Source organism: Blastococcus xanthinilyticus (assembly GCF_008124835.1).
GTDB lineage: Bacteria > Actinomycetota > Actinomycetes > Mycobacteriales > Geodermatophilaceae > Blastococcus > Blastococcus xanthinilyticus.
The window spans coordinates 1-24179 of sequence record NZ_VNHW01000004.1; the positions used below are offsets into that span (position 1 = coordinate 1).

Below are 24179 nucleotides of genomic sequence, written 5' to 3' on the forward strand. Positions count from 1 at the left end.
GAGGGGCCGACCAGCACGAGGAACTCGCCGTCGGCGATCTCCAGATCGAGCCCGTCGACCGACGGGCGGTCCGCCCCCGGGTAGACGAGCGTCGCGTGATCGAAGGTGATGGCGGCCATGGGTCCCTTCCTCGATGAGTGGTGGGTCACTCTGGCACGGCGGGTGACCCGGTGACCACCACGGTCCCACCGGACTCCCCGACCGTGTCACGGCCGGGCACCCCCCTCCGGACGACCGGCGCGCACCGAGGGGGAGACATTGTGAGAGCGCTCCCATATGCTCCGCGTCACAGTGCCCCCGGACGGGCGAAAGACCGCTCGGGGGCTTCATAACGGTTACGGCACTGTTCCGGCTGGAGGCCTTCCAGCGCCGCTAAGGTCCCCGGACGGACGTGGCGGCCGCCACCTGGGAACCGGGTGCCGAGCACAGGGCCACGCAGCGCGGCAGAGCAGCCGCAGAACTCTGGAGGAACGACATGACCATGCGTGCGAGAGGACGCCGATCGGCGGTCCTGGCCGGGGGCCTGGGCGTCGCCCTGGTGCTCGCCGGCTGCGGTGCCGACGAGATCGACGGCGGTGGCGGCGGCGGCGCCGAGGCGGCCGCCGACTCGGAAATCGACTGCGCTCCCTACGAGGAGTTCGGCGACCTGGAGGGCGAGACGGTCACCGTCTACACCTCGATCGTCGACCCCGAGGACCAGCCGCACATCGACTCCTACGTGCCGTTCGAGGAGTGCACCGGCGTCGACGTGCAGTACGAGGGCTCGCGCGAGTTCGAGGCGCAGCTCGTCGTCCGCACCCAGTCGGGCAACGCCCCCGACATCGCCTTCATCCCGCAGCCCGGTCTGCTGGCGAACCTCGTCGCCTCCGGCGACGTCGTCCCGGCACCGGACCAGACCGAGGCGAACGTCGAGGAGTACTGGGACGAGAGCTGGAAGGAGTACGGGACCGTCGACGGCGAGTTCTACGCCGCGCCGCTGGGCGCCAACGCCAAGTCCTTCGTCTGGTACTCCCCCGCGGCCTTCGAGGAGGCCGGCTACGAGATCCCGCAGACGTGGGACGAGATGATCGCCCTCTCCGAGGAGATCGCCGCCACCGGCGCCAAGCCGTGGTGCGCGGGCATCGGCTCCGGTGACGCCACCGGCTGGCCGGCCACCGACTGGCTGGAGGACGTCGTCCTGCGCCAGGCCGGCCCCGAGGTCTACGACCAGTGGGTCAACCACGAGATCCCGTTCAACGACCCGCGGATCGTCGAGGCGCTCAACACCGTCGGCGAGATCCTGAAGAACCCCGACTTCGTCAACGGCGGCCTCGGTGACGTGCAGTCCGTCGCCTCCACCGCCTTCGACGACGCGGCGCTCCCCATCCTCGACGGCAGCTGCTGGATGCACCGCCAGGCGTCCTTCTACCAGGCCAACTGGCCCGAGGGCACCGAGATCGGAGAGGACGGCGACGTCTTCGCCTTCCCGCTCCCGCCCATCGGCAGCGAGGGCACCCCGCCGGTGCTCGGCGGTGGCGAGTTCACCGCGGCGTTCAACGACGACCCGGCCACCCAGGCGTTCCAGACGTACCTGTCCTCGCCGGAGTGGGCCAACATCAAGGCGCAGGTGTCCGGCCCCGGCTGGGTCAGCGCCAACACCGGGCTGGACGTCGACAACCTGGAGTCGCCGATCGACCAGCTGTCGGCCGAGCTGTTCCAGGACCCGGAGGCGGTCTTCCGGTTCGACGGGTCGGACCTGATGCCGGGCGAGATCGGCGCCGGGCGGCTCTGGACGGAGCTGACCAGCTGGATCGCGAACGACAAGGCCAGCGAGGCCGTCCTCACCGACGTCGAGAACGCGTGGCCCGCGTCCTGACGTCCGACACCCGAGAGCCCAGCCGGCCGCACGGCTGACCGGGCGCTCACCCACCCCGGACGCCGGGGGGCGGCAGCGACGCTGCCGCCCCCCGGCTTCCCCCGTCGAGGGAGAGGTCGCCACCGGTGGAGTGGTTACTGGAAGCGAACACCGCGGGGCACAAGTTCGCCCTCATGGCGATCGCCATCCTGCTGTTCGCCGTCGTCATGGGCGGCATCCTGTTCGCCGTCGACCGGCCCAAGCGGGTCCCGACCTGGGTCGTGGTGGCCGGCTTCCTGGGCCCGACGCTGCTGCTGCTGGTGGTCGGTCTGGTCTACCCGGCCCTGTCGACCATCCGCGGATCGTTCTACGACAAGACCGGTGACGAGTTCATCGGCCTGGACAACTACGCCCGGATCTTCACCGACGACGGCTTCCAGCGGGTGCTGCTCAACACGGCGCTGTGGGTGGTCCTCGTCCCGCTGGTCACCACCGCCCTCGGCCTCGTCTACGCCTACCTCGTCGACCGCACCCGGTTCGAGTCGCTGGCCAAGGCGCTGGTGTTCCTGCCCATGGCGATCTCCATGGTCGGCGCGGGCGTGATCTGGAGGTTCGTCTACGAGTTCCGCCCCGATCAGCCTGGCGTGAACCAGATCGGCCTGCTCAACCAGTTGCTGGTCCTGGTCGGGATCGAACCCCAGCAGTTCCTGCTGACCGCGCCGGCAAACACGCTCTACCTGATCGTCGTGATGATCTGGATCCAGGCCGGCTTCGCGATGACCGTCCTCTCCGCCGCGATCAAGGCCATCCCCGACGACGTCGTGGAGGCCGCCCGGCTCGACGGCGTCGGCGGCTTCCAGATGTTCCGCTACGTCACCGTGCCGAGCATCCGGCCGGCCCTCGTCGTGGTGCTCACCACGATCGCCATCGTGACCCTGAAGGTCTTCGACGTGGTCCGCACGATGACCGGCGGGAACTTCGGCACGAGCGTCGTGGCCAACGAGTTCTACACGCAGGCGTTCCGCCAGTTCAACTTCGGGCTCGGCGCCGCGCTGGCGGTCCTCCTGTTCGTCCTGGTGGTGCCGATCATCGCCTACAACGTGCGCCAGCTGCGCCTGTCCGAGGAGATCCGATGACGACCACGACCCCGGTCATGGCGCCCGTCCCCGGGGAGGCGGACACCCGCGGCCGGGTGCACTCCCGCGCCGAGCGGGCCCAGAAGCGGCTCACCTCCCGCACCGCGTCGGTGGCTGCGATCGTCATCGCCGTCCTGTGGACCGTGCCGACGTTCGGGTTGCTCCTGACGTCCTTCCGCCCCGAGCTCGACATCCGACGCTCGGGCTGGTGGTCGATGTTCACCGACCCCCAGTTCACCGTCGACAACTACAACCAGGTGCTCTACGGCGGGGGGACCGACTTCGCCACCCTCTTCGTCAACAGCCTGGTCATCACGCTGCCCTCCGTCGTCATCCCGATCACGCTGGCGCTGCTGGCCGCCTACGCCTTCGCCTGGATCCCGTTCAAGGGCCGCAGCGTCCTGTTCGTCGCGGTCTTCGCCCTGCAGATCGTGCCGCTCCAGGTCACCCTGATCCCGCTGCTGAGCCTGTACGTCGACAGCGGACTGGCCGGCTCGTTCTGGACGGTCTGGCTCTCGCACTCGATGTTCGCGCTGCCGCTGGCGATCTTCCTGCTGCACAACTTCATGAGGGAGATCCCGCCCTCGCTGGTGGAGGCGGCGCGCATGGACGGCGCCGGGCACGTGAAGATCTTCTTCCAGGTGCTGCTCCCGCTGCTGACCCCGGCGATCGCCGCCTTCGGGGTGTTCCAGTTCCTGTGGGTGTGGAACGACCTGCTGGTCTCGCTCACCTTCGCCAGCAGCCCTGACACCGTTCCGCTGACCGTCCGCCTGGCCGACATGGTCGGTAGCCGCGGCTCCGACTGGTACCTGCTGGCGGCCGGCGCCTTCGTCGCCATGGTGGTCCCGTTGATCGTGTTCGTCGCCCTGCAGCGCTTCTTCGTCCGCGGCCTGCTGGCCGGCAGCGTGAAGGGCTGAGGAAGGACCCCCTCCTCGCCACCCCTCGCACGCTCGGGGCGGTGCCCGGGAGGGGGCCAGAGCGACGAGAGGGGCCCCGGACCGATCGGTCCGGGGCCCCTCTCGTGTGCGCTACGGGTCAGGCGTGCTGGTTCTGCCGGCCCGCCGCCGCCGGCTCGGCGGAGCCGCGGTTGTCCAGGTCGCGCAGGTGCGACTCGAGGTAGGACCGCAGCCGGGTGCGGTACTCCCGCTCGAACGTGCGCAGCTCCTCGATCTTGCGCTCCAGGCTGCTGCGCTTCTCCTCCAGCGAGCCCATCACCTCGACGTGGCGCCGTTCGGCGTCCTGGTCCAGCGCCGCGGCCTTGGCCCGGGCCTCGCGCTCCACCGTCTCGGCGCGGGTACGGGCGTCGCCCATCATCGAGTCGGCCCGGTGCTTGGCCTCGGCGACCATCTGCTCGCTCTTGGTGCGGGCCTCGGTCATGAGGCGCTCGCTGTTGGTCTTCGCGCCGCTGAGCATCTGCTCGGCCTGGGTCTTCGCCTCGTTGACGTAGCGGTCGGCGGTCTCGGTGGCCAGCGCCAGCATCCGCGAGGCGCGGGCGCTGTCGTCCTCCCGCGGCTGCTGCACCGGGGGCGGCGGGGGCGCGGCCACCGGCGCGGCGGGTGCGGCGGCCTCGGGCCGCTCCTCGGTGCGGGCCACCGCACGGCCGGCGGTGGCGCGCAGCTCGTTGTTCTCCTCGATCAGGCGGGCCAGCTCGGCCTCGACCACATCGAGGAAGGCGTCGACCTCGTCCTCGTCGTAGCCCCGCTTGCCGATCGGCGGCTTCTTGAAGACGACGTTGTGCACGTCGGCAGGCGTCAGGGGCATCGCAGGTCACCTCGGGTCGGACGGCGGGAACAGGACGACTCCGGACGGGCTGCGGCGGCGCGCGCCCGCCCGGAGTTCCCGGCCCCGGGGGATTCAGTGGTCATGCGAGTCTGAGCGTGATGCTCCGGAGGATCACCACGGCGATCAGCAGCACCATAAACCCGAGGTCGAGTCGAATGGACCCCAGGTTCAGCGGTGGGATGACCTTGCGCAGGGCCTTGAGCGGCGGGTCGGTGGTCGAGTACACGACCTCGAGCCCGGCCGCGACCAGGCCCGACGGGCGCCAGCTGCGCGCCAGCACCATCACCCAGTCGACGACGAACCGCGCGAAGAGCAGGACGAGGAAGACGAGCAGCACCGAGGAGACGATCTGCCAGAAAAGAGACACGGGCCCCGCTCGTTCAGGGCACCCGCCGGTGCCGACTCCACTGTGCCCCTCAGGACTTCTCGGAGAACCCGCCCTCGCGGATCTTCGCCTTGTCCTCGGGGGTCACGGCGACATCCTGCGGGCTCAGCAGGAAGACCTTCGCCGTGACGCGCTCGATACTACCGCGCAGGCCGAAGCTCAGGCCCGCAGCGAAGTCGACGAGGCGCTTGGCGTCGGCGTCGTCCATCTCGGTGAGGTTCATGATCACCGGCATGCCGTCGCGGAAGCGCTCACCGATGGTGCGCGCCTCGTTGTACGTCCGCGGGTGCAGCGTGGTGATCCGGTAGGTCTTGGCGACGGGTGCAGACACGGGCTCCGGCTCCGGCTCGGGGGCGACGACCGGCTCGCGGACCGCGAGGCCCGCAGCGCCGACCGGGCCGCTGTTCATGCCGCCCAGGCGGGCGGCGATGCTGCTGGACCCCGCACCGGTCGGGGCCAGCCCGAGCGGACGGGCCTGGACCCGGCGCACCGACAGGGGCTCGGGGTCGCGGGCGGTGGACAGCTCGGCGGCGACGGGCTCCGCGTCGGCGTACCCGCCGGCGAAGTCGTCGTCGTAGGAACGGTCGGCGTAGTCGTCCTCGTAGCGGTCCTCGGCGTAGCCGCCGTAGCGGCGGTCGTGCTCCAGCTCGTCGGACGGGCGGGAGTCGTACCGGCCGTAGCCCCGGGTGTCGTCGTCCTCGACGAGCCCCAGGTAGATCCCCATCCTCCGCATGGCTCCAGCCATCGGACCTCCCCCTCTGCTGGTGTCCTCAGCGTCGCGTCTGCACGATCGTCGTCACATCGTCCCCGGCGGGCCGGGGATCCTGCGGCTCGTGTTACTGCTGTGACTCACGTGGCTGGTGTTCCTCGAACTCACCGCAGGGTAGGGGCCGCGCGCCGAACAGCGCGGTTCCGACACGCACCAGCGTGGCGCCGGCCGCGACGGCGGCCTCGAGGTCCCCGCTCATGCCGGCCGAGATCTCGACCGCCTCCGGGTGGTCGGCCCGGACCCGCTCGGCCACGGCGGCCAGCCGGGCGAAGGCCGGGCCCGGCTCCTCGTCCCGCGGGGCCACCGCCATGAGGCCACGCAGCCGCAGCCCCGCCGCCCCGGCCACGGCGTCGGCCAGGGCCGGGACCTCGGCGGGCGACGCGCCGCCGCGGGCGCCGATCGTGCCCTCGGGGCCGCCGAGATCGACCTGGACGAGCACCCCGACCGGGCGCCCGGCCTCCTGCCCCGCCCGGTCCAGCGTGGCGACCAGCGGGGCGCGGTCGACCGACTGCACGACCGCACCGGTCCGGGCGACCGCCGCGGCCTTGTTCCGCTGCAGCTGGCCGACGAAGTGCCAGCGGAGCTCGACCTCGGCGAGCTCGCCGGCCTTGCCGAGCAGCTCCTGCACCCGGTTCTCGCCGAAGTCGCGCTGCCCGAGGGCGGCCAGGGCCCGCACGTCGGCGGCCGGCCAGGTCTTGCTCACCGCGAGGAGGGCGACCTCCGCCGGGTCCCGCCCGGCAGCGCGGGCCGCCGCGTCGATGCGGGCCCGGACGGCCCGCAGGTTCTCCTCCAGCCGCGACATGGGGCCATCCTCGCAGCCGCCGCGCCCGGGCGAGCCGGCGCTAGCCGTGCTGCTGGTCGAGCCAGACGAGGCCGGCCTGGCGCCCGGTGACGCCGTCGCGGCGGTGGGAGAAGAGCGTGCCGTCCTCGACGGTGCAGCGCGGGTCCTGCACCACCTCGGGGATGCCGGCCCGGCGCAGGAGCTGCTCGATGCCGGCCCGCAGGTCCAGCCCCGGCGTGCCGGTCCTGGTCCGCACCGCCGCCTCGGGCGCCACCCGGGCCACGTCGGCCTGCATCTGCTCGGGCACCTCGTAGCAGGCCCCGCAGACCGCGGGCCCGAGGAGCGCGCTCACGTGCCGCGCGCGGGCGCCGAGGCTCGCCATCGCGGAGAGCGCGGCCGGGAGGACGCCCTTCCGGACGCCTTCCCGGCCGGCGTGCACCGCGGCCACGACGCCGGTCTCGGAGTCGGCGAGCAGCACCGGTACGCAGTCGGCGGCCAGCACGGCCAGCACCAGCCCCGGGGTCGCGGTGACCAGGGCGTCGGTGTCCGCGAGCGGACCCGGCTGCGGCCGGTCGACGACGGCGACGCCCGTGCCGTGCACCTGGTCCATCCAGACCAGCCGATCCGCGTCGACCCCCAGCTCGCGGGCGACGCGGGCGCGGTTGGCGGCGACGTCGGCCGGGTCGTCCCCGACGTGGTCGCCCAGGTTGAAGGAGTCGTACGGGGAACGGGAACGGCCGCCCCGCCGGTCGGTGACGACCCTGCGGGGTCGCACCGCCGGCGAGGCGGCCGGGTTGCTGCTCATCGGGGCCGACCTTACGGCCCCCGCGTCAGCCCTTCAGGAACTCGGGGATGTCCAGCTCTTCCTCGAAGTCCTCGTTCGACAGCGGCCGGCGCCCGTTGGCCGCCGGTCCGGGGATCGGCGGCAGCGGCGGGACGGTGATGCCGCCGCCCGGTGCCGGCCGGTTCCCTGCCGCACCCGGTGCCGACGGGGCGAGCCGCTCCCCCGTCACCGGCGGTGCGGCCGGCGGCGTGGCCGGCGGTGCGGCGGCGACCGGGGGCGCCGCGGCCACCGGCGGCGCGGCGACCGGGCGCCGGTTCGAGGCGAACGGCGAGGCTCCGCCGGTCGACAGGTGCCCGGACGTCGTCCCCATCCCCGCGCCGGCCGTCTCCTTGCGGGAGCTCGGCCGGCCACCGTCGAACCCGGCCGCGATGACGGTGACCCGCACCTCGTCGCCGAGGGCGTCGTCGATCACCGCCCCGAAGATGATGTTCGCGTCGGCGTGCGCGGCGTCGGAGACCAGCGAGGCGGCCTCGTTGATCTCGAACAGCCCCAGGTCCGACCCACCGGAGATCGACAGGAGCACGCCGTGGGCGCCCTCCATCGACGCCTCCAGCAGGGGGCTGGCGATCGCCTGCTCGGCGGCGAGCAGCGCCCGGTTGTCACCGCGCGCGCTGCCGATGCCCATCAGGGCGGAGCCGGCCCCGGACATGACCGACTTGACGTCGGCGAAGTCCAGGTTGATCAGGCCCGGCGTGGTGATCAGGTCGGTGATGCCCTGGACACCCGACAGCAGGACCTGGTCGGCCGTGCGGAAGGCATCCATGACGCTGACGTTCCGGTCGCCCAGCTGCAGCAGCCGGTCGTTCGGGATCACGATCAGCGTGTCGCACTCGTTGCGCAGCTCCTCGATGCCCGACTCGGCCTGCACCGCGCGCCGCTTGCCCTCGAAGGCGAACGGGCGGGTGACGACGCCGATGGTCAGCGCGCCGAGCTTCCGCGCGATCGAGGCGACGACGGGGGCGCCACCGGTGCCGGTGCCACCGCCCTCGCCCGCGGTCACGAAGACCATGTCGGCGCCCTTGAGCACCTCCTCGATCTCCTCGCGGTGGTCCTCGGCGGCCTGGCGGCCCACGTCGGGCTGGGCTCCGGCGCCCAGCCCGCGGGTGAGCTCGCGGCCGACGTCGAGCTTGACGTCGGCGTCGCTCATCAGCAGCGCCTGGGCATCGGTGTTGATCGCGATGAACTCGACCCCCTTGAGGCCGACTTCGATCATGCGATTGACCGCGTTCACCCCGCCGCCGCCGATGCCGACGACCTTGATGACCGCTAGATAGTTGTGCGGAGGTGTCATGCGGCGCTCCCCAACTGGACCCTCATCCTCAAGTTCAGCCTTACAGTTATGTCAACTCGGTCGACAGAGGTGAAGTTAGGTGCGGGCGGAGAGGCGCTACAAGCACCGTCCGGGGGTCGGCGTGTCGGCGGACGCGGATCGCACGAGACTCTGACGACGCTTTGGTCACATCAACACCACTGATCGTGACGACTCGCGCCGAGAACGTCTCATCCTGTGATCTACGGCCGTCCGGTGCAGGAGACGAGAAACATCGCCGAACAATCTGCGTGTCGGGCGTGTCGCACCGACCGGCGTGTCGGCCGACGTGCTCGTCCGCGCCGGTGCGCAGGCACGTGACGACGGTGCGCCACCACCACGGCTCGACAGCTCCTGCTCGACCGCACCGCCGGGCGGCGGGCGGGGCGGGCGGGTCAGCGCAGGAGGACGGCGTCGGGCGCGCTGACGTCGATCAGCGCGGCCGGCTCGAGCTCGCCGGCGGCGATCCGCTCCAGCAGCGAGACGACGACCGGGCCCTTGACGTCGGACTCCTCGGGGCCGCCCCAGCGCACCACGGTGCCGTCGGCCATCGTCAGCTCGATGGCGTCGGGGTCCGGGACGGCGACGCCGTCGACGTCCTCCCGCAACCCGGTGGGCAGCGCGCGGACGGCCGCCAGCCCGGCCAGGGTCGCCGGGTCCTGCGGGCCGGGGTCGGCCACGTCCAGCGGGACGACCCCGCGGGGCGGCTCCCCGGTCACCGTGTCGAACAGGACGCCCTCCGCGTCGACCAGCGACCGGTTCCCGGGCTCCCCCACGACCGCGACGGGCACCCGCTCGGCCACGGTCACGACGATCCGGTCGGGCCAGCCCCGGGCGGCCTGGACGTCGCGCACCTGGGGCAGCCGCGCGACCCGCTCCTCGATCGCGCCGAGGTCCACCCGCAGCAGGGGCTCCCCGTCGGGCACCTGGGCGGTCTCCCGCACCTGGTCGGCCGACAGCGTGGTGACCCCGTCGACCTGCACCGTGCGGACGGCGAGGAACGGGGCGAGCCACAGCAGCCAGGCCACCGCCGCGACCACCGTCAGCAGCGCGGCGAGGGCGAGCAGCCGGCGCTGCCCGGCGCTGCGCCGGGCCGGCCGCCGGGACGGCAGGGGCGCGACGCGGGCACCGCGCCGCTCGGCAGGCCGGCGCCCGCGCGTGCGCGTGCGGTCCCGGGTGGTGCTGCCACTGCGGCTCACCGGCCGGCGTCCGGCACGTCGTCCTTCCCCCCGGCTCCCCCGGCCGGCCGCTGCCCGGCGGCCTCCCCGGAGCGCAGCGCGTCGAGCACCTCGGGCCCGACCATGGAGACGTCGCCGGCGCCCATGGTCATCACCAGGTCACCGGGGCGCGCCCGCGCCGCCAGCGCCGGACCCGTCGCCGACCAGGACGGCTCGAACCGCACCCGGTCGGCCGGCAGCGGCACCGCGTCGGCCACCATCGCGCCGGTCACCCCGGGGACGGGGTCCTCGCGCGCGCCGTAGACGTCCATGACCACGACCTCGTCGGCCAGCCCCAGCGCCGCGCCGAAACCGTCGGCGAACTCCCGGGTGCGGCTGTAGAGGTGCGGCTGGAAGGCCACGACCAGCCGCCCCTCCCCCGCCACCGCGCGGGCGGCGCGCAGCTGGGCCGCCACCTCGGTCGGATGGTGGGCGTAGTCGTCGTACACCCGGACGCCGGCTGCGACGCCCTTGAGCTCGAAGCGGCGGTGGACGCCGCCGAACCGGCCGAGCCCCTCCACCAGGCCGCTCGCGGGCAGCCCCAGCTCGAGACCGGCCAGGAGGGCCGCCGCGCTGTTGCGGGCCATGTGCTCGCCAGGGACGAGGATGCGGACGGAGGCCAGCTCCGCGCCGTCCAGCACGGCCGTGTAGCTGGTCTCCTCGCGGCCCACCCGCAGGTCGACCAGGCGCAGGTCGGCGTCCTCGGCGGTGCCGTAGGTGCGCACCCGGGCGGGGCCGGGCCGGGTGCGCAGCCGCGCCGCCCCGGGATCGTCGGCGCAGAGGACGACGAAGCCGTCGGGGTGGACGGTCTCCAGGAAGCGGTCGAACGCCGCCTCGACGGCCGCGAGGTCGCCGTAGTTGTCCAGGTGGTCGGCCTCGACGTTGGTCACGATGCCGGCGTAGGGCGAGAGCAGGAGGAAGGACCGGTCGCTCTCGTCGGCCTCGGCCACGAAGACGTCGCCGGTCCCCGCGTGCGCGTTGCTGCCCGACTCGTTGAGGTTCCCGCCGATGGCGAACGAGGCGTCGACACCGCAGGCCTGCACCGCGACGGTGAGCATCGAGGTCGTGGAGGTCTTGCCGTGCGTGCCCGCCACGGCGACGCTGCGCCGTCCGGCCATCACCGCGGCCAGCGCGACGGCGCGGGGCAGCACCCGCAGCTCCCGCTCCCGGGCCGCGACCAGCTCGGGGTTGTCCGGCCGGATCGCGGTGGACACCACGACGGTGTCGGCGTCGCCGAGGTGCGCCGCCTCGTGCCCCACCTCGACCCGGGCGCCGAGGGCGCGCAGCGCAAGCAGCGTGGGGCTGTCCCGCCGGTCGCTGCCGCTGACCAGCACCCCGCGGGCCAGCAGGATGCGGGCGATGCCGCTCATGCCGGCGCCGCCGATGCCGATGAAGTGGACCGCGCCCAGCTCGGGCAGCGTCGGCACCGGCCCGTTCCAGGCCGCGACGTCCTCTGCGCTCATGATCCGGCGCTCACTTCTCCGCTACCTCGCAGACGATGTCGGCCAGCCGCTCGTCGGCGTCCGGCACTCCGGCGGCGGCGGCGTGCCGCGCCAGGTCGGCCAGCGCGGCCGGGTCGGTGAGCAGCGGCAGCAGGTGGTCGGTGATCCAGGCCGGGCCGAGGTCGCCGTCCTCGACGAGCAGCCCGCCGCCGGCGTCGAGGACCGGCTGGGCGTTGCGCCGCTGCTCGCCGTTGCCGATCGGCAGCGGGACGAAGGCCGCCGGCAGACCGACCGCCGACAGCTCGGCGACGGTGACCGCCCCGGACCGGCACAGCGCCAGGTCGGCGGCGGCGTAGGCCAGGTCCATCCGCTCCAGGTAGTCGACGACGACGTAGGGCGCGCTGCCGGCCGGGCGCGGGGGCACGACGACGTCGGTGTTCTTGGGGCCCCGGGCGTGCAGCACCTGGACGCCGGCGGCGGTGAGGGCGTCGGCGGAGGCGGCCGCGGCCCGGTTGAGCGATGCCGCGCCCTGCGACCCGCCGGAGACCAGCAGCGTCGGCCGGTCGGCGTCCAGCCCGAACTCCGCCCGCGCCTCGGCGCGGCGGCCGGCCCGGTCGAGGGAGGAGATGGCCCGGCGCAGCGGCATGCCGACGTGCTCCCCACGGTGCAGCGGCGTGCCCGGCGCGGTGACCGCGACCCGGGCCGCGATGCGGGCCCCGATCCGGTTGGCCAGCCCCGGCAGGGCGTTCTGCTCGTGGACGACGACCGGCACCCCCGCGCGGCGGGCGGCCAGGTACGCCGGGAGGGCCACGTAGCCGCCGAAGCCGACGACCACGTCGGCGGCGAGCTCGTCGAGCAGCGCCCGGGTCTCGGCCACCGACCGGCGGACCCGGCCGGGGACGCGGAGCAGCTCCGGCGTGGGCTTGCGCGGCAGCGGCACCGGCGGGATCAGCCGCAGGTCGTAGCCGCGCGCCGGCACCAGCCGGGTCTCCATGCCGCGGGCGGTGCCCAGGCAGGTGATCCGCAGCTCGGGGTCGCGTCGCCGGAGGGCGTCGGCCAGCGCGAGCATCGGCTCGATGTGCCCGCCGGTGCCGCCGCCGGCGAGCACGACCGACCGGACGCCGGTCATCGCCCGCCCCGCGACCGGCCGGTGCCGACCGGGCGCTGCCGCGGTGCCGCGCCGGGCTGGGAACGGCCTGCCGCGGGGATGCCGCCGGCCGGTCGCGGGCGCGCCGGCGCGGCCGACCGGGTCGGGTTCTCGGTGCGGGGCGGCGTCCGCCGCGGCGACGTCCCCCGGGCGTGCAGCACGGTGCGCGCGCTCCCCACCGCGGGCCGAACCGGAGCGGCGTCCCCGGGGACGCGACGGGGCCGCACCTGGTCCACGGCCGTGGTCGGCGCCGGCAGCAGCAGGCGCGCCAGGCGGCTGCGCTCGGCGGTGCGCAGGTGCTCGACGGCGGCGGGCTCGGACAGGGCGAAGCGGGCCAGCAGCCCGACGATGAAGAGGGTGAGGATCAGCGAGGTCCCCCCCGCCGAGATGAGCGGGAGGGTCACGCCGGTCACCGGGAGCAGGCCCACCACGTACCCCATGTTCATGGTCGCCTGGCCGATCAGCCACACGGTGATGGCCACGCACGCCAGCTGGACGAACCGGTCGGCCGAGCGCAGGGCGATCCGGAAGCCGGTGTAGGCGAGCACGCCGTAGAGGGTGACCACCACCAGGCAGCCCAGGAACCCGAGCTCCTCGCCGATGATGGCGAAGATGTAGTCGGACTCCGCCTCGGGCAGGATGTTCCACTTCATCTTGCTGTTGCCCAGGCCCACGCCCCACAGCCCGCCGGTGGCCAGCGCGTACATGCCGCGGATGGCCTGGAACCCGGTGTCGGTCGGGTCGGCGAACGGGTCGAGGAAGGCGGTGATCCGCTCCATCCGGTACGGCGCCACCCAGACCATGAGGGCGACCAGCACCGCCGCGACGCCGGCGAAGGCGCCGAACCAGCGCATCGGCATGCCACCGGCCCAGAGCAGCCCGACCAGCACCAGCCCCAGGCTGACGACGCCGCCGAAGTCCGGCTCGGCGATCAGCAGCAGCGACAGCACCCCGAACACCGGCAGCACCGGGACCAGCAGCGACTGGGTGGTCAGGTAGCGCTCGCGCAGCGCCAGGACGTGCGCGCCCCACAGGGCGAACACCAGCTTGCCGAGCTCGGAGGGCTGGAAGTCCGTGACCCCCAGCGGGATCCACTGCCGGGCGCCGTTGCGCTCCTGACCGATCCCCGGGATGAGCACGATCAGCAGCAGCCCGACGACGACGAGGAGGGCGACCGGGGCCCAGCGGCGGATCAGCCCGACCGGCAGCCGCATGGCGACCACCATCGCGCCCAGGCCGATGCAGGCCAGCACCAGCTGCTTCACGCCGGGCGCCCAGGCCGGCTCGTCGTCCAGCGCCGCCTCGATGGCGGAGGCGGAGAAGACCATGGTCAGGCCGATGAGCAGGAGCAGCCCGGCGGAACCGAGCACGAGGTGGCAGCTGGTCATCGGCCCGTCGAGCCACGCCGGCCCGGCCCAACGCCGGCGGCGCGGACGACGGGCGGCGCCGGCCGGGCGGTCGCGCGCCGGGCGGGCCGGGCGCAGCGGTCGCTCGGTCGCGGTCACGCCCGGGTCCCGAGCCCGCGCACCGCGTCGGCGAACGCGCGCCCGCGGTGGCCGTAGTCCCGGAAGACGTCCATGGAGGCGGCCGCCGGCGCGAGCAGCACCGTGTCCCCCGGCCGGGCCAGCCCGGCCGCGGCGGCGACGACCTGCGCCATCGTCGCCTCAGCAGTCACACCCGTCCCGGCCATCCCGTCATCGTCGCCGCTCGGGACCTCCACGACGGGCACCGACGGCGCGTGTCGCGCCAGGGAACGCGCCACGTCCGCCCGGTCGCGGCCAAGGAGGACCGCACCGGCGAGCCGGGGCGCGACGGCGGCGACCAGCGGGTCCACGTCGGCGCCCTTCAGCAGACCGCCGGCGATCCAGACCACCCGCGGGTAGCCGGCCAGGGAGGCGCCGGCCGCGTGCGGGTTGGTCGCCTTGCTGTCGTTCACGAAGTCCACGCCGTCGACGGTGGCGACCAGCTCGTTGCGGTGCGCGCCCCCGCGGAAGCCCGCCAGGCCCCGGCGCACGGCGGCGGCGTCGACGCCCACCGCCCGGGCCAGCGCGGCGGCCACCAGGGCGTTGACGGTGTTGTGCGGCCCGGGCAGCTGCAGCTCCTCGCGCGCCATCAGGTGCTCCCCCGCCGGGTCGGCGGCGAAGGCGCGGTCGACCAGCGCGCCGGCCCGGACGCCGAGCTGGCCGGGGGCCGGCTCGCCGAGGGTGACGGTCACCGGCCGCGGGTGGGCCACCACCAGGGCGGCGGCCACCGGGTCGCCGGCGTCGGCGACGGCGACCGGCGCCCGCTCGAGGATGCGCGCCTTGGCGTCGCGGTAGGCGGCGAACGAGCCGTGCCAGTCGGTGTGGTCGTCGGCGACGTTGAGCACGGCCGCCGCCGCGGGGGCGAGCGAGGAGGACCAGTGCAGCTGGAAGCTGGACAGCTCCACCGCGAGGACGTCGTAGGCCGGCGCGCCGTCGGCGTCCCGGGCGGTGACCACCTCGACCAGCGGCCGGCCCACGTTGCCGGCCGCGACCGCCCGGCGGCCGGCGGCCACCAGGACCGCCTCCAGCATGGTCACCGTGGTGGTCTTCCCGTTGGTCCCGGTCACCGCCAGCCACGGGGCCGGGGTCCCGTCGGGGCCGGGGATGCGCAGCCGCCAGGCGAGCTCCGGCTCCCCGACCACCTCGATCCCGCGGGCGGCGGCGTCGGCCAGCAGCGGCGAGTCGGGCCGCCAGCCCGGCGAGGTGACCACCAGGTCGACGCCGTCGGGCAGCTCCTCGACGGCGCCCAGCCAGGTGCCGCCGGCGTCGGTGAGCTCGGTGACCACGGGCGGCTGCGCGGCGTCGGTGAGCAGCACGTGCGCCCCGGAGGCCAGCAGCACCCGGGCCGCGGCCGCCCCGGAGACGCCGAGCCCGGCGACGAGGGCGGTGCGGCCGACGACGGCGTCGGAAGGAGTGCTCACAGGCCCACGAAGCTCAGCCAGTCGGCGTAGAACAGCCCGAGCCCGAACGCCACCGCCATGCCGGTGACCAGCCAGAACCGCACGATGACGGTGTTCTCGGTCCAGCCGGCCAGCTCGAAGTGGTGGTGCAGGGGCGCCATGCGGAAGACCCGCCGCCGGGTCGCGCGGAAGAAGGCGACCTGGATGATCACCGACAGGGTGACCGCGACGAACAACCCGCCCAGGACGACCAGCAGCAGTTCGGTGCGGGTGACGATGGCCAGCCCCGACAGCAGCCCACCGAGGGCCAGCGAGCCGGTGTCGCCCATGAAGATGCGCGCCGGGCTGGTGTTCCACCACAGGAAGCCCAGGCACGCGCCCATCCCGGCGGCGGCGACGAGCGTGACGTCCAGCGGGTCGCGGACGGTGTAGCAGCCCTCGATCAGCTCGGTGGCGCAGTGGTGGGTGAACTGCCAGAACGAGATGACGATGTAGGAGGCCAGCACCATCGCCGAGGACCCCGCGGCCAGCCCGTCCAGGCCGTCGGTGAGGTTGACGGCGTTGGAGAACCCGGCGATGAACAGGTAGGCGAGGATGACGAAGGCGACGGGGCCCAGCGCCAGTGGTGCGATGTCGCGCACGTAGGACACCACCGTGGAGGCCGGCGTCACCCCGTCGCTGGGGAAGTTGAGCGCCAGCACGGCGAAGGTGACGCCGACGACGAGCTGGCCGACCAGCTTGGCGGTCTTGTTGAGGCCGAGGCTCCGCCGGTGGCGGATCTTCAGGTAGTCGTCGAGGAAGCCGACCGTGCCCATGCCCACCATGAGGAAGAGCAGCAGCAGCCCGGTCGCGCTGAACCCCCAGCCGGACTCGCCGAGGAACGCCAGGTGGGCGGCGACGTAGCCGAGCACCGTCGCGCCGACGATCACCGTCCCGCCCATGGTGGGCGTGCCCTTCTTGGACAGGTGGCTCTCGGGGCCGTCGTCCCGGATCTCCTGGCCCATGCCCTGGCGGCGGAAGGCCCGGATCGCGATCGGGGTCAGCAGGATGGAGATGACCAGGCCGACCGCGGCCGCGATGAGGACGCTCCTCACTGCGCGGCACCGCCCAGCAGGTCGGCGGCGAGCAGCTCGAGGCCGTAGGCGCGGCTGGCCTTGACGAGGACGACGTCCCCGGGCCGCAGCACCTCCGACAGCCACGCGAGGGCGGCGCCCCGGTCCGGCACGTGCACCGACTCCTCTCCTGCGCGCCGCCCCGCGGCGGTCGCGCCCTCCGCAATGCCTACCGCATCGGCACCGACCGCCACGACCAGGTCGGCCCCGGCGGCGACCGCGTCGCGGCCCAGCCGCTCGTGCTCGGCGGCCGCGTCGGGCCCGAGCTCGGCCATGCCGCCGAGGACGGCGATGCGGCGCTCCCCCGCGAGGCCGGCGAGCGCCGCGAGCGCCGCGCGCATCGACTCGGGGTTGGCGTTGTACGCGTCGTTGACGACCGTCACGCCGTCGGCCCGGCGGTCCACCTCCATGCGCCAGCGGCTGCGCGGCGCCGCGGCCGACAGCGCACCGGCCACCTCCGCGGGCGTCAGCCCCGCGGCCAGTGCGGCGCCGGCCGCCGAGAGGGCGTTGGCCACCTGGTGCTCGCCGACCACGCGCAGCGCGACCGGGTGGCGCTCGCCGCCGGCCACCAGCGTGAACCCGGCGCGGGCGGCGTCGTCGAGCGCGACGTCGACGGCCCGGACGTCGGCAGCCGGCGCGCGACCGGTGGTGACCACGCGGGCCCTCGTCCGCTCCGCCATGCCGAGCACCCGGGCGTCGTCGGCGTTGAGCACGGCGGCCCCGTCGGCCGGCAGCGCCTCCACCAGCTCGCCCTTGGCCTGCGCGATCACCTCGGCGCTGCCGAACTCGCCGAGGTGGGCCGAGCCCACGTTGAGGACGACGCCCACCTGCGGGCGGGCGACCCGGCACAGCCGGGCGATGTGGCCGGGACCGCGCGCGCCCATCTCCAGCACCAGGAAGCGGGTGCCCTCGTCGGCGGAGAGCACGGTCAGCGGCAGGCCGATGTCGTTGTTGTACGAGCCCGGCGGGCTGACCGTCGGCCCGCCGACCGCCAGCACCTGGCCCAGGAGGTCCTTGGTCGAGGTCTTGCCCGACGAGCCGGTGATGCCCAGGGTCAGCAGCCCGGCCCGCGCGAGCCGCTCGTGCACGCCCGCGGCCAGCCGGCCCAGCGCCTCCACCGGGTCGTCGACGACGACGCACGGCAGCGCCGGATCGGGACGGGCGGCCAGCGCGGCGACCGCACCGGCCGCGGCCGCGGCACCGAGGAAGTCGTGCCCGTCGGCCCGCTCCCCCGCCACGGCGACGAAGAGGTCCCCCGCGGCCACCGCGCGCGAGTCCAGCGTGACCTTCCCGGTGACCCTGCCGGCGACCCCGCCGTCCGGCGGACCCACCAGGCGGCCCCCGGCCAGCTCGGCCACCTCGGTCGGCGACAGCTCGATCACGGCGCCCCTCCGCCCAGGACCTCGCGCAGCGCGGTGCGGTCGTCGAAGGGGTGCACCGTGCCCGCGATCTCCTGCCCCGTCTCGTGGCCCTTGCCGGCCACCAGCAGCGTGTCCCCCGCGCGGGCCAGCCGCACGGCCGCGGCCAGGGCCGCCCGCCGGTTCCCGACCTCGAGCACCTCGGCGCGCCGGTCCTCGGCCACCTCCGCGGCCCCGGCGAGCATCGCGGCGCGGATCGCGGCCGGCTCCTCGGAGCGGGGGTTGTCGTCGGTGACCACCAGGACGTCGCTGCCCTCGGCCGCCGCCCGGCCCATCTCCGGGCGCTTGCCCGGGTCCCGGTCGCCCCCGCAGCCGAGGACGGTGATCAGCCGGCCCGTGGTCGCCGCGCGGAGCGCGGTCAGCGCGGTGCGCACGGCGTCTGGGGTGTGGGCGTAGTCGACCACGGCCACGAACGGCTGCCCGGCGTCCACCGGCTCCATGCGGCCGGGGACCACGGTGGCGGCCAGGCCGGTGAGCGCGTCCTCGACGGCGACGCCGACGCCGTCCAGCAGCGCCACCGCGAGCACCGCGTTGGCGACGTTGAACCGGCCGGGCAGCCGGAGCCGCGCCGGCCAGCTGCGGCCGCCGGGCCCGTGCAGGGTGAAGGTGGAGCCGCCACCGGGCGCCGGAGCGACGTCCGAGGCGGTCCAGTCCGCCGTCGCGCCCTCGCTGCCGGCGACCGTCACCGGCCGCGGACGGCCGGGCCGGTCGACCAGACGGCGCCCGTAGGCGTCGTCGACGTCGACCACCTCCACGCCGGCGCGGCCGTCGAACAGCAGCGCCTTGGCCCGGAAGTAGTCCTCCATGTCGGTGTGGAAGTCCAGGTGGTCGCGGCCCAGGTTGGTGAAGCCGGCGGCGGCGAAGCGGACGCCGCCGACCCGGCCCATCACCAGCGCGTGGCTGGACACCTCCATGACCACCGCGGAGACCCCGTCCGCGGCCATGCCGGCGAGCAGGGCGTGGAGGGCGGGGGCCTCGGGCGTGGTGCGGACGCTCGGCAGCGCGGTGGCGGCCCCGTCGGCCGTGCGGGTGCGGGTCTCGACCGTGCCGATCAGGCCGGTGGCGCGGCCCGCGGCGGCCAGCCCGGCCTCGACCAGGTAGCTGGTGGTGGTCTTGCCGTTCGTGCCGGTGATGCCCAGGACGGCCATCCGCGCGCTGGGCTCGCCGTAGACCCGGTCGGCGACGGCACCGAGCACCTGGCGGGGGTCGTCGACCACGCAGACCGGCAGCCCGGCGGCTGCCGCCTGCTCCCGCCCGGTGGGGTCGGTGAGCAGGGCCACGGCGCCGCGGGCGGCGGCATCGGCGGCGTACCGGGCGCCGTGCGTGCGCGCGCCGGGCAGGGCGGCGTAGAGGTGGCCGGGGGCGACGTCGCCGGAGGCGAGGGTGACGCCGGAGACCGCGACGTCGGCGCCGCCACCCTCCGGCGTGCCGATCAGATCGGTCAGCGCGGCGAGGGGAAGCGGTCGGTTCCCGGCGGCCCGCGGGGCCGCCCCGGGATCGGTCGGGGTCACGGGGCTCCAATCTACCGGCGGGGACCCCCCGACCAGCGCACGTGCACGGGACGCCCCCGCCGCGCCGCCCGGAGGGGACGGTCCGCCGGCCGGGGCCCGGGGCTCAGGGGGTGCCGGTCAGCCGGAACTCCGGGCGGGGGGTTCCGGAGGGCACCACGCCGTCGGCCGTGAGCGCGCTGCGCATGATGTCGGCGAAGACGGGGGCCGCCACCTGGCCGCCCTCGGCGGAGCTGGTGGGGCGCTCGAGGTCGACCGCGACGACGTACTGCGGGTCGTCCGCGGGCGCGAACCCGACGAACGTGGTCACGTACCCGCCACCGGCGTAGCAGTTGCACTCCGGGTTGGCCCGCTGCGCGGTGCCGGTCTTCCCCGCCACGCGGAAGCCCTCGACCTGGGCCAGCGGCGCGGTGCCGCCCGGGCCGACGACGGCTTCCAGCATGTACGCCATCGCGTCGGCGGTCGCCTCGCTGATCACGCGGGTGCGGGCCGGCTCGGGCGCGGCCGCGACCCGGCCCGAGGGGTCGGTGACCGACTCGACGATGCGCGGCTCGACGCGCATCCCGTCGTTGGCGATCGCCTGGTAGACCGACGCCATCTGCAGCGTGGTCACCGAGACGCCCTGGCCGATGGGCACGTTGGCCGCGCGGCTGGGCGACCAGTCGGCCGCCCCCTCGAGGATGCCGCGGCTCTCACCGGGGAGCTCGATGCCGGTCTTCTCCCCCACGCCGAAGGCCCGCAGGTACTTCTCCAGCGTCGCGTCCCCGACCTCGCGGGCCAGCATGATCGTGCCGACGTTGCTGGACTTGGCCAGGATGCCGGTCACCGTCCAGTCGACCGGGGCGTGGTCGTGCGCGTCGGTGACCACGACGTCACCGGCCTCGATGTGCCCGTTGACCGACATGACGCGCTCCGGCGTCGCGTGGCCCTCCTCGACGGCCGCGGCCAGCGTCACCGCCTTCATGACCGACCCGGGCTCGAAGACGTCGGACACCACCGGGTTGCCGAGCAGGTCGGGGTCGGTCTCGGAGTAGGCGCCGGGGTCGTAGCCCGGGCAGGACCCCATGGCCGCGACCCGGCCGGTCGCCACCTCGAGGACCACCGCCGAGGCGCGGGTGGTGGCGCCGTCGGCGCACGCCTCGCCCAGCCGCTGCTCGGTCACGAACTGCAGGTCCTGGTCGAGGGTGAGCGTGACGTCGGACCCGTCGGTGGCCGGGCTGGACTCGTCGATGCCCGAGGGGATCGGGTGGCCGCCGCTGCCCACCTCCACGGTGCGCCGGCCGGGGGTGCCCGACAGCTGCTCCTCGAAGGTGTGCTCGATGCCGGCCAGGCCGGTGCCCTCGCTGCCGACGAAGCCGACCACCTGGCCGCCCACCGTCCCCGACGGGTAGAGCCGCTCGGGGTTGTCCTGGAGGAGCACGCCGGCCAGCCCGAGCTCCTCGACGGCGTCCGCCGTCTCCGGCGGGACCTGCTCGGCCAGGACGACGTACCGGCCGTCCGCGGACAGCTTCTCCGTCAGCTCGGGCACCGGGACGTCGAGCAGCGTGGTCAGCGCCAGCGCCGTGCGCGCCGGGTCGCCGACCACGGTGGGGTCGGCGACCACGCGGGAGGCGTCGACGGTGTAGGCGAACGGGCTCCCGTCCCGGTCCAGCACCGAGCCGCGCAGCGCCGCGATCGTGTAGTTGCGCAGCCGGTCCTGCTCGGCCGCGCTGGCGTAGGCGGCGCCGTCGATGCCCTGCAGCACGACCAGCCGGCCGACCACCAGCACCAGCAGCGTGACGAGGACGATCAGACCGGCCCGGTTCCGCCGGCTGCGCTGCTCCACCGACAGGCCGGCGCCGCCGCTGCGGCGGGTGCCCGGGGCGCGGCGGGACACGAACGGGCTGCTCCCACCCCGGCCGGAACCGGTCGGGCGCGCGGCCCGGGAACCGGCGCCGGGGCCGCGGACGCTGCTCGGCACGGCTCAGTTCCCGCCGTCGGCGGCGCCCGCGGGAGCGGGCTCCGGCGCGGTGGGCTCCGGCGCGGTGGGCGCCGGCGCGGTGGAACCCGGCGCGGTCGACTCTGCCGCGAGCGGGGGCTCGGGGGCCGGCGCGGGCTCGGGGTTGCCGCGCATCGTCGTCGTCCCCTCGGGGCCCAGGACCAGGTAGCCGGCCACGCCGGCGGGCACCAGGCCGGCCGCGACGGCCGCCCGGGCGACCTCGGCGGGCGTGCTGCCGGCCACGACGAGCTGCTCGAGCCGCTGCACCTCCTGCGCGCGGGCGGCGTTGTCGGCCCGCAGCGAGCTGGCCTTGAGCGAGTCCACGGCGATGGCGGTGTTGAGCACGAGGAGCCCGAGGGTGGTGAGCCCGAGCAGGGCCACCACCAGGATGACGAACGGCGCCTTGCGCGACCGCAGCGCGCTGCGGGCCTGGGTCCGCGGCCGGGCGGCGCTGCCGGTGGGCACCAGCCGCAGGTCGGGGCGCGGCCCGCTGCGGCCGGTGCCGCGGCTGCCGGTCACCGAGGTGCGCGCGGAGGTGTGCGGTGCCGTGCTGCTCCGGGGCGTGCTGGCGGTGCGCGGTGCGGTGGCCCGCGCGGCGGCCCGGGTCATGCCGCCCGCCGGATGCGCTCGGCGGCCCGCACCCGGGCCGAGGCGGCCCGCGGGTTGGTGGCCAGCTCGTCGCCCGCGGCGGCCTCGCCGCCGCGGGTGAGCAGCCGCAGCACCGGGCTGTGCTCGGGCAGCGGCACCGGCAGGTCCGGGGGCGTCCGGTCGAGGGCTCCCGCGGCGAGTGTCTGCTTCACGATCCGGTCCTCCAAGGAGTGGAAGGTGATGACCGCGATCCGGCCGCCCACGGCGAGGGCGTCGATCGCGTCGGGGAGGGCGCGCTCCAGCGCGCCGAGCTCGTCGTTGACCTCGATCCGCAGCGCCTGGAAGGTGCGCTTGGCCGGGTGCCCGCCCGTGCGGCGGGTGGCCGCGGGGATGGATTCCCGCACCAGCTCGGCCAGGCGGGCGGTGCCGGTGAACGGCTCCCGCGTCCGCTCGCGGTCGATCGCCGCGGCGATGCGGGAGGCGAACCGCTCCTCGCCGTAGACCCGCAGCACGCGGGCCAGGTCACGGGGCGGGTAGGTGTTGACGACGTCGGCCGCCGTCCGAGGGGCGCCGGGGTCCATGCGCATGTCCAGCGGGGCGTCGGTGGAGTAGCTGAACCCGCGATCGGGGCGGTCCAGCTGCAGGGAGGAGACCCCGAGGTCGAACAGGACGCCCTGCACCTCGTCGATCCCCAGCCGGGCCAGCACGTCGGAGAGCTCGTCGAACACCGCGGGGACGACGGTGACGCGGTCGGCGTGCCCGGCGGCCTCGATGCGGCGGGTGGCCTCGGCGCGCGCCTGCGGGTCGCGGTCCAGCCCGACCACCCGCAGCCCGGGGTTCGCCGCGAGCAGCGCCAGGGTGTGGCCGGCCAGCCCGAGCGTGGCGTCGACCAGGACGGCGCCGTCGGCGGCGCAGGCGGGTCCGAGGAGCTCGGTGACCCGGTCCAGGAGCACCGGCACGTGCAGCGGGGAGGGGCCCGGCGCGGCGGCAGGACCCGTGCTGCTCATCGTCTGCTGCCTCTCGAACGGTCCGGAGTGGTTCCGCGATGGTGCCGCGCGGCGCTCGGCGTCGGGGGGACGCGGCTGCCGCGGGCGTGCGGATCGGGCGGGTGGGGCGCAGGGGGACGGTGGGGCGGCGCGTCCGCCGGATGCGGGCCGGGGCGCACCGGTGGGGCGGGGTGGGGCCGGTGGAGCGGAGTGGGGCGCGGGACGTCGGTCCGGGGTGGTGTCCGGCCCCGCGGGGGGCCGCCTGGCGTCGGGGAAGAGCGTCAGGTGGCGCCCCGCGGGGCCGGGAGGGTCACCCCGCCGGAGCGAACCGGCGACACCTGCTGGTCCTCGCGGCGCTCCGCTGTGGGACCGAGCCGCGGGGAAGGCGACTGGGGCCCGGGCCGGTCGAGCCGCGGGGAAGGCGGCTCGGTCGGTGCGGCACGGAGGCCGGTGGGGGCGGGTGGGGCATCCCGGGATCACGACAACGTCGGCATCCCCTCGCTCTCCATGTCGGCGAAGGCGGCCTCCTGCTCGGCCACGTAGGCGTCCCAGGTGGCGGAATCCCAGATCTCGAAGCGGGTGTCCACGCCGACCACGACCACGTCGCGGTCCAGGTGGGCGTACTCGCGCAGCCCGGCGGGGAGGGTGATGCGGCCGGTCTTGTCCGGCTCCAGCTCGACCATCGACCCGAAGCTCATGCGGGCGCGCATGCGCGCCGCGGCGGTGTCGGAGGGGGCCATGGCGGCCATCGCGGCGCTCTGCTCGGCGACCCGGGCCATGGTGAGCCCGTAGATGCAGCGGTCCTGCCCCTTCTTGATCACCATGCCGTCGGCCACCTGCTCGCGGAACCGGACGGGCAGCGCGAGCCGGCCCTTCTCGTCGAGCCGCAACTGGTAGCTGCCGACGAACACCGGATCACCCCCCGCATCGGTCCTCCTATGGCTCTGCAGGTCCCCCGGACGGAGCCCTGCCTCCCCACCGGTCGACACAGTAACCCACTGGCCCCCACTCGACACCACC

At 75.0% G+C, this 24179-nt stretch carries 21 protein-coding genes; 3 read left to right on the forward strand and 18 right to left on the reverse strand.

Going from position 1 to position 24179, the window contains the following annotated elements; translation table 11 throughout:
- Nucleotides 1-475 precede the first annotated feature (475 nt).
- The 3 genes from BD833_RS07135 to BD833_RS07145 all read left to right on the forward strand — a co-directional run bounded on the left by BD833_RS07135 (nt 476) and on the right by BD833_RS07145 (nt 3887).
- Nucleotides 476-1855, forward strand: coding sequence for an ABC transporter substrate-binding protein (locus tag BD833_RS07135; RefSeq protein WP_166532457.1), 1380 nt, complete (start codon nt 476-478; stop codon nt 1853-1855).
- Between the two features lie 125 nt (nt 1856-1980).
- The gene (locus BD833_RS07140) at nt 1981-2970 is read left to right on the forward strand and encodes a carbohydrate ABC transporter permease (protein WP_166532458.1); all 990 of its coding nucleotides are present in this window, start codon (nt 1981-1983) and stop codon (nt 2968-2970) included.
- Nucleotides 2967-3887 (forward strand): carbohydrate ABC transporter permease, encoded by a 921-nt coding sequence (locus tag BD833_RS07145; RefSeq protein WP_166532459.1) that lies wholly within the window; start codon nt 2967-2969, stop codon nt 3885-3887. Before BD833_RS07140 ends, BD833_RS07145 begins: the two co-directional genes overlap by 4 nt.
- Before the next feature lie 118 nt (nt 3888-4005).
- On the opposite strand, the gene wag31 is transcribed toward BD833_RS07145, so the two are convergent.
- The 18 genes from wag31 to mraZ all read right to left on the reverse strand — a co-directional run bounded on the left by wag31 (nt 4006) and on the right by mraZ (nt 24070).
- Complete coding sequence (wag31, locus tag BD833_RS07150) at nt 4006-4731, reverse strand: DivIVA-like cell division protein Wag31 (RefSeq protein WP_166532460.1); 726 nt, start codon at nt 4729-4731, stop codon at nt 4006-4008.
- A 100-nt stretch (nt 4732-4831) separates the two neighbouring features.
- On the reverse strand, nt 4832-5119 hold the full coding sequence (locus tag BD833_RS07155) for a YggT family protein (protein ID WP_166532461.1): 288 nt from the start codon (nt 5117-5119) through the stop codon (nt 4832-4834).
- A 49-nt stretch (nt 5120-5168) separates the two neighbouring features.
- Nucleotides 5169-5882, reverse strand: a complete 714-nt coding sequence (locus tag BD833_RS23195) for a cell division protein SepF (RefSeq protein ID WP_166532462.1) — start codon at nt 5880-5882, stop codon at nt 5169-5171.
- A 91-nt stretch (nt 5883-5973) separates the two neighbouring features.
- Entirely contained in the window at nt 5974-6708 is a 735-nt protein-coding gene (locus tag BD833_RS07165) for a YggS family pyridoxal phosphate-dependent enzyme (RefSeq protein WP_166532463.1), read from the reverse strand.
- Between the two features lie 40 nt (nt 6709-6748).
- Nucleotides 6749-7492 carry a peptidoglycan editing factor PgeF gene (pgeF, locus tag BD833_RS07170; RefSeq protein WP_208092407.1) on the reverse strand — a complete coding sequence of 248 codons (744 nt, stop codon included), beginning with the start codon at nt 7490-7492 and terminating at the stop codon, nt 6749-6751.
- Nucleotides 7493-7517: 25 nt separating this feature from the next.
- Nucleotides 7518-8822 (reverse strand): cell division protein FtsZ, encoded by a 1305-nt coding sequence (gene ftsZ, locus BD833_RS07175; protein WP_166532464.1) that lies wholly within the window; start codon nt 8820-8822, stop codon nt 7518-7520.
- 413 nt (nt 8823-9235) lie between these two features.
- The gene (locus tag BD833_RS07180; protein WP_166532465.1) at nt 9236-10039 is read right to left on the reverse strand and encodes a cell division protein FtsQ/DivIB; all 804 of its coding nucleotides are present in this window, start codon (nt 10037-10039) and stop codon (nt 9236-9238) included.
- Nucleotides 10036-11520: a UDP-N-acetylmuramate--L-alanine ligase gene (gene murC, locus BD833_RS07185; RefSeq protein ID WP_166532466.1), complete on the reverse strand. Its 1485-nt coding sequence runs from the start codon at nt 11518-11520 to the stop codon at nt 10036-10038. Before murC ends, BD833_RS07180 begins: the two co-directional genes overlap by 4 nt.
- A 10-nt stretch (nt 11521-11530) precedes the next feature.
- Nucleotides 11531-12628 (reverse strand): undecaprenyldiphospho-muramoylpentapeptide beta-N-acetylglucosaminyltransferase, encoded by a 1098-nt coding sequence (gene murG, locus BD833_RS07190; RefSeq protein ID WP_166532467.1) that lies wholly within the window; start codon nt 12626-12628, stop codon nt 11531-11533.
- Complete coding sequence (ftsW, locus tag BD833_RS07195; RefSeq protein ID WP_243737508.1) at nt 12625-14151, reverse strand: putative lipid II flippase FtsW; 1527 nt, start codon at nt 14149-14151, stop codon at nt 12625-12627. Before ftsW ends, murG begins: the two co-directional genes overlap by 4 nt.
- Nucleotides 14148-15590 (reverse strand): UDP-N-acetylmuramoyl-L-alanine--D-glutamate ligase, encoded by a 1443-nt coding sequence (gene murD / locus BD833_RS07200; protein ID WP_166532468.1) that lies wholly within the window; start codon nt 15588-15590, stop codon nt 14148-14150. Before murD ends, ftsW begins: the two co-directional genes overlap by 4 nt.
- Nucleotides 15587-16663 (reverse strand): phospho-N-acetylmuramoyl-pentapeptide-transferase, encoded by a 1077-nt coding sequence (gene mraY, locus BD833_RS07205; protein ID WP_166532469.1) that lies wholly within the window; start codon nt 16661-16663, stop codon nt 15587-15589. The genes murD and mraY overlap by 4 nt, the downstream gene beginning before the upstream one ends.
- Nucleotides 16660-18063, reverse strand: a complete 1404-nt coding sequence (locus tag BD833_RS07210; RefSeq protein WP_166532470.1) for a UDP-N-acetylmuramoyl-tripeptide--D-alanyl-D-alanine ligase — start codon at nt 18061-18063, stop codon at nt 16660-16662. Before BD833_RS07210 ends, mraY begins: the two co-directional genes overlap by 4 nt.
- Nucleotides 18060-19610 (reverse strand): UDP-N-acetylmuramoyl-L-alanyl-D-glutamate--2,6-diaminopimelate ligase, encoded by a 1551-nt coding sequence (locus tag BD833_RS07215; protein WP_166532471.1) that lies wholly within the window; start codon nt 19608-19610, stop codon nt 18060-18062. Before BD833_RS07215 ends, BD833_RS07210 begins: the two co-directional genes overlap by 4 nt.
- Nucleotides 19611-19713: 103 nt before the next feature.
- Nucleotides 19714-21483 (reverse strand): peptidoglycan D,D-transpeptidase FtsI family protein, encoded by a 1770-nt coding sequence (locus BD833_RS07220; protein WP_243737509.1) that lies wholly within the window; start codon nt 21481-21483, stop codon nt 19714-19716.
- Between the two features lie 87 nt (nt 21484-21570).
- Nucleotides 21571-22194, reverse strand: coding sequence for a cell division protein FtsL (gene ftsL / locus BD833_RS07225; protein ID WP_166532473.1), 624 nt, complete (start codon nt 22192-22194; stop codon nt 21571-21573).
- Nucleotides 22191-23180 (reverse strand): 16S rRNA (cytosine(1402)-N(4))-methyltransferase RsmH, encoded by a 990-nt coding sequence (rsmH, locus tag BD833_RS07230; RefSeq protein WP_166532474.1) that lies wholly within the window; start codon nt 23178-23180, stop codon nt 22191-22193. The genes ftsL and rsmH overlap by 4 nt, the downstream gene beginning before the upstream one ends.
- Nucleotides 23181-23635: 455 nt before the next feature.
- Entirely contained in the window at nt 23636-24070 is a 435-nt protein-coding gene (gene mraZ / locus BD833_RS07235) for a division/cell wall cluster transcriptional repressor MraZ (RefSeq protein WP_166532475.1), read from the reverse strand.
- Between the last annotated feature and the right edge of the window lie 109 nt (nt 24071-24179).

What these genes read in the sequence shown, in the direction of transcription:
- murC (WP_166532466.1), bottom strand. Translation starts at nt 11,520, where the DNA reads ATGAGCGCAGAGGACGTCGCGGCCTGGAACGGGCCGGTGCCGACGCTG.
- ftsL (WP_166532473.1), bottom strand. Translation starts at nt 22,194, where the DNA reads ATGACCCGGGCCGCCGCGCGGGCCACCGCACCGCGCACCGCCAGCACG.
- murG (WP_166532467.1), bottom strand. Translation starts at nt 12,628, where the DNA reads ATGACCGGCGTCCGGTCGGTCGTGCTCGCCGGCGGCGGCACCGGCGGG.
- rsmH (WP_166532474.1), bottom strand. Translation starts at nt 23,180, where the DNA reads ATGAGCAGCACGGGTCCTGCCGCCGCGCCGGGCCCCTCCCCGCTGCAC.
- wag31 (WP_166532460.1), bottom strand. Translation starts at nt 4,731, where the DNA reads ATGCCCCTGACGCCTGCCGACGTGCACAACGTCGTCTTCAAGAAGCCG.
- BD833_RS07145 (WP_166532459.1), top strand. Translation starts at nt 2,967, where the DNA reads ATGACGACCACGACCCCGGTCATGGCGCCCGTCCCCGGGGAGGCGGAC.
- BD833_RS23195 (WP_166532462.1), bottom strand. Translation starts at nt 5,882, where the DNA reads ATGGCTGGAGCCATGCGGAGGATGGGGATCTACCTGGGGCTCGTCGAG.
- BD833_RS07165 (WP_166532463.1), bottom strand. Translation starts at nt 6,708, where the DNA reads ATGTCGCGGCTGGAGGAGAACCTGCGGGCCGTCCGGGCCCGCATCGAC.
- BD833_RS07135 (WP_166532457.1), top strand. Translation starts at nt 476, where the DNA reads ATGACCATGCGTGCGAGAGGACGCCGATCGGCGGTCCTGGCCGGGGGC.
- ftsZ (WP_166532464.1), bottom strand. Translation starts at nt 8,822, where the DNA reads ATGACACCTCCGCACAACTATCTAGCGGTCATCAAGGTCGTCGGCATC.
- pgeF (WP_208092407.1), bottom strand. Translation starts at nt 7,492, where the DNA reads ATGAGCAGCAACCCGGCCGCCTCGCCGGCGGTGCGACCCCGCAGGGTC.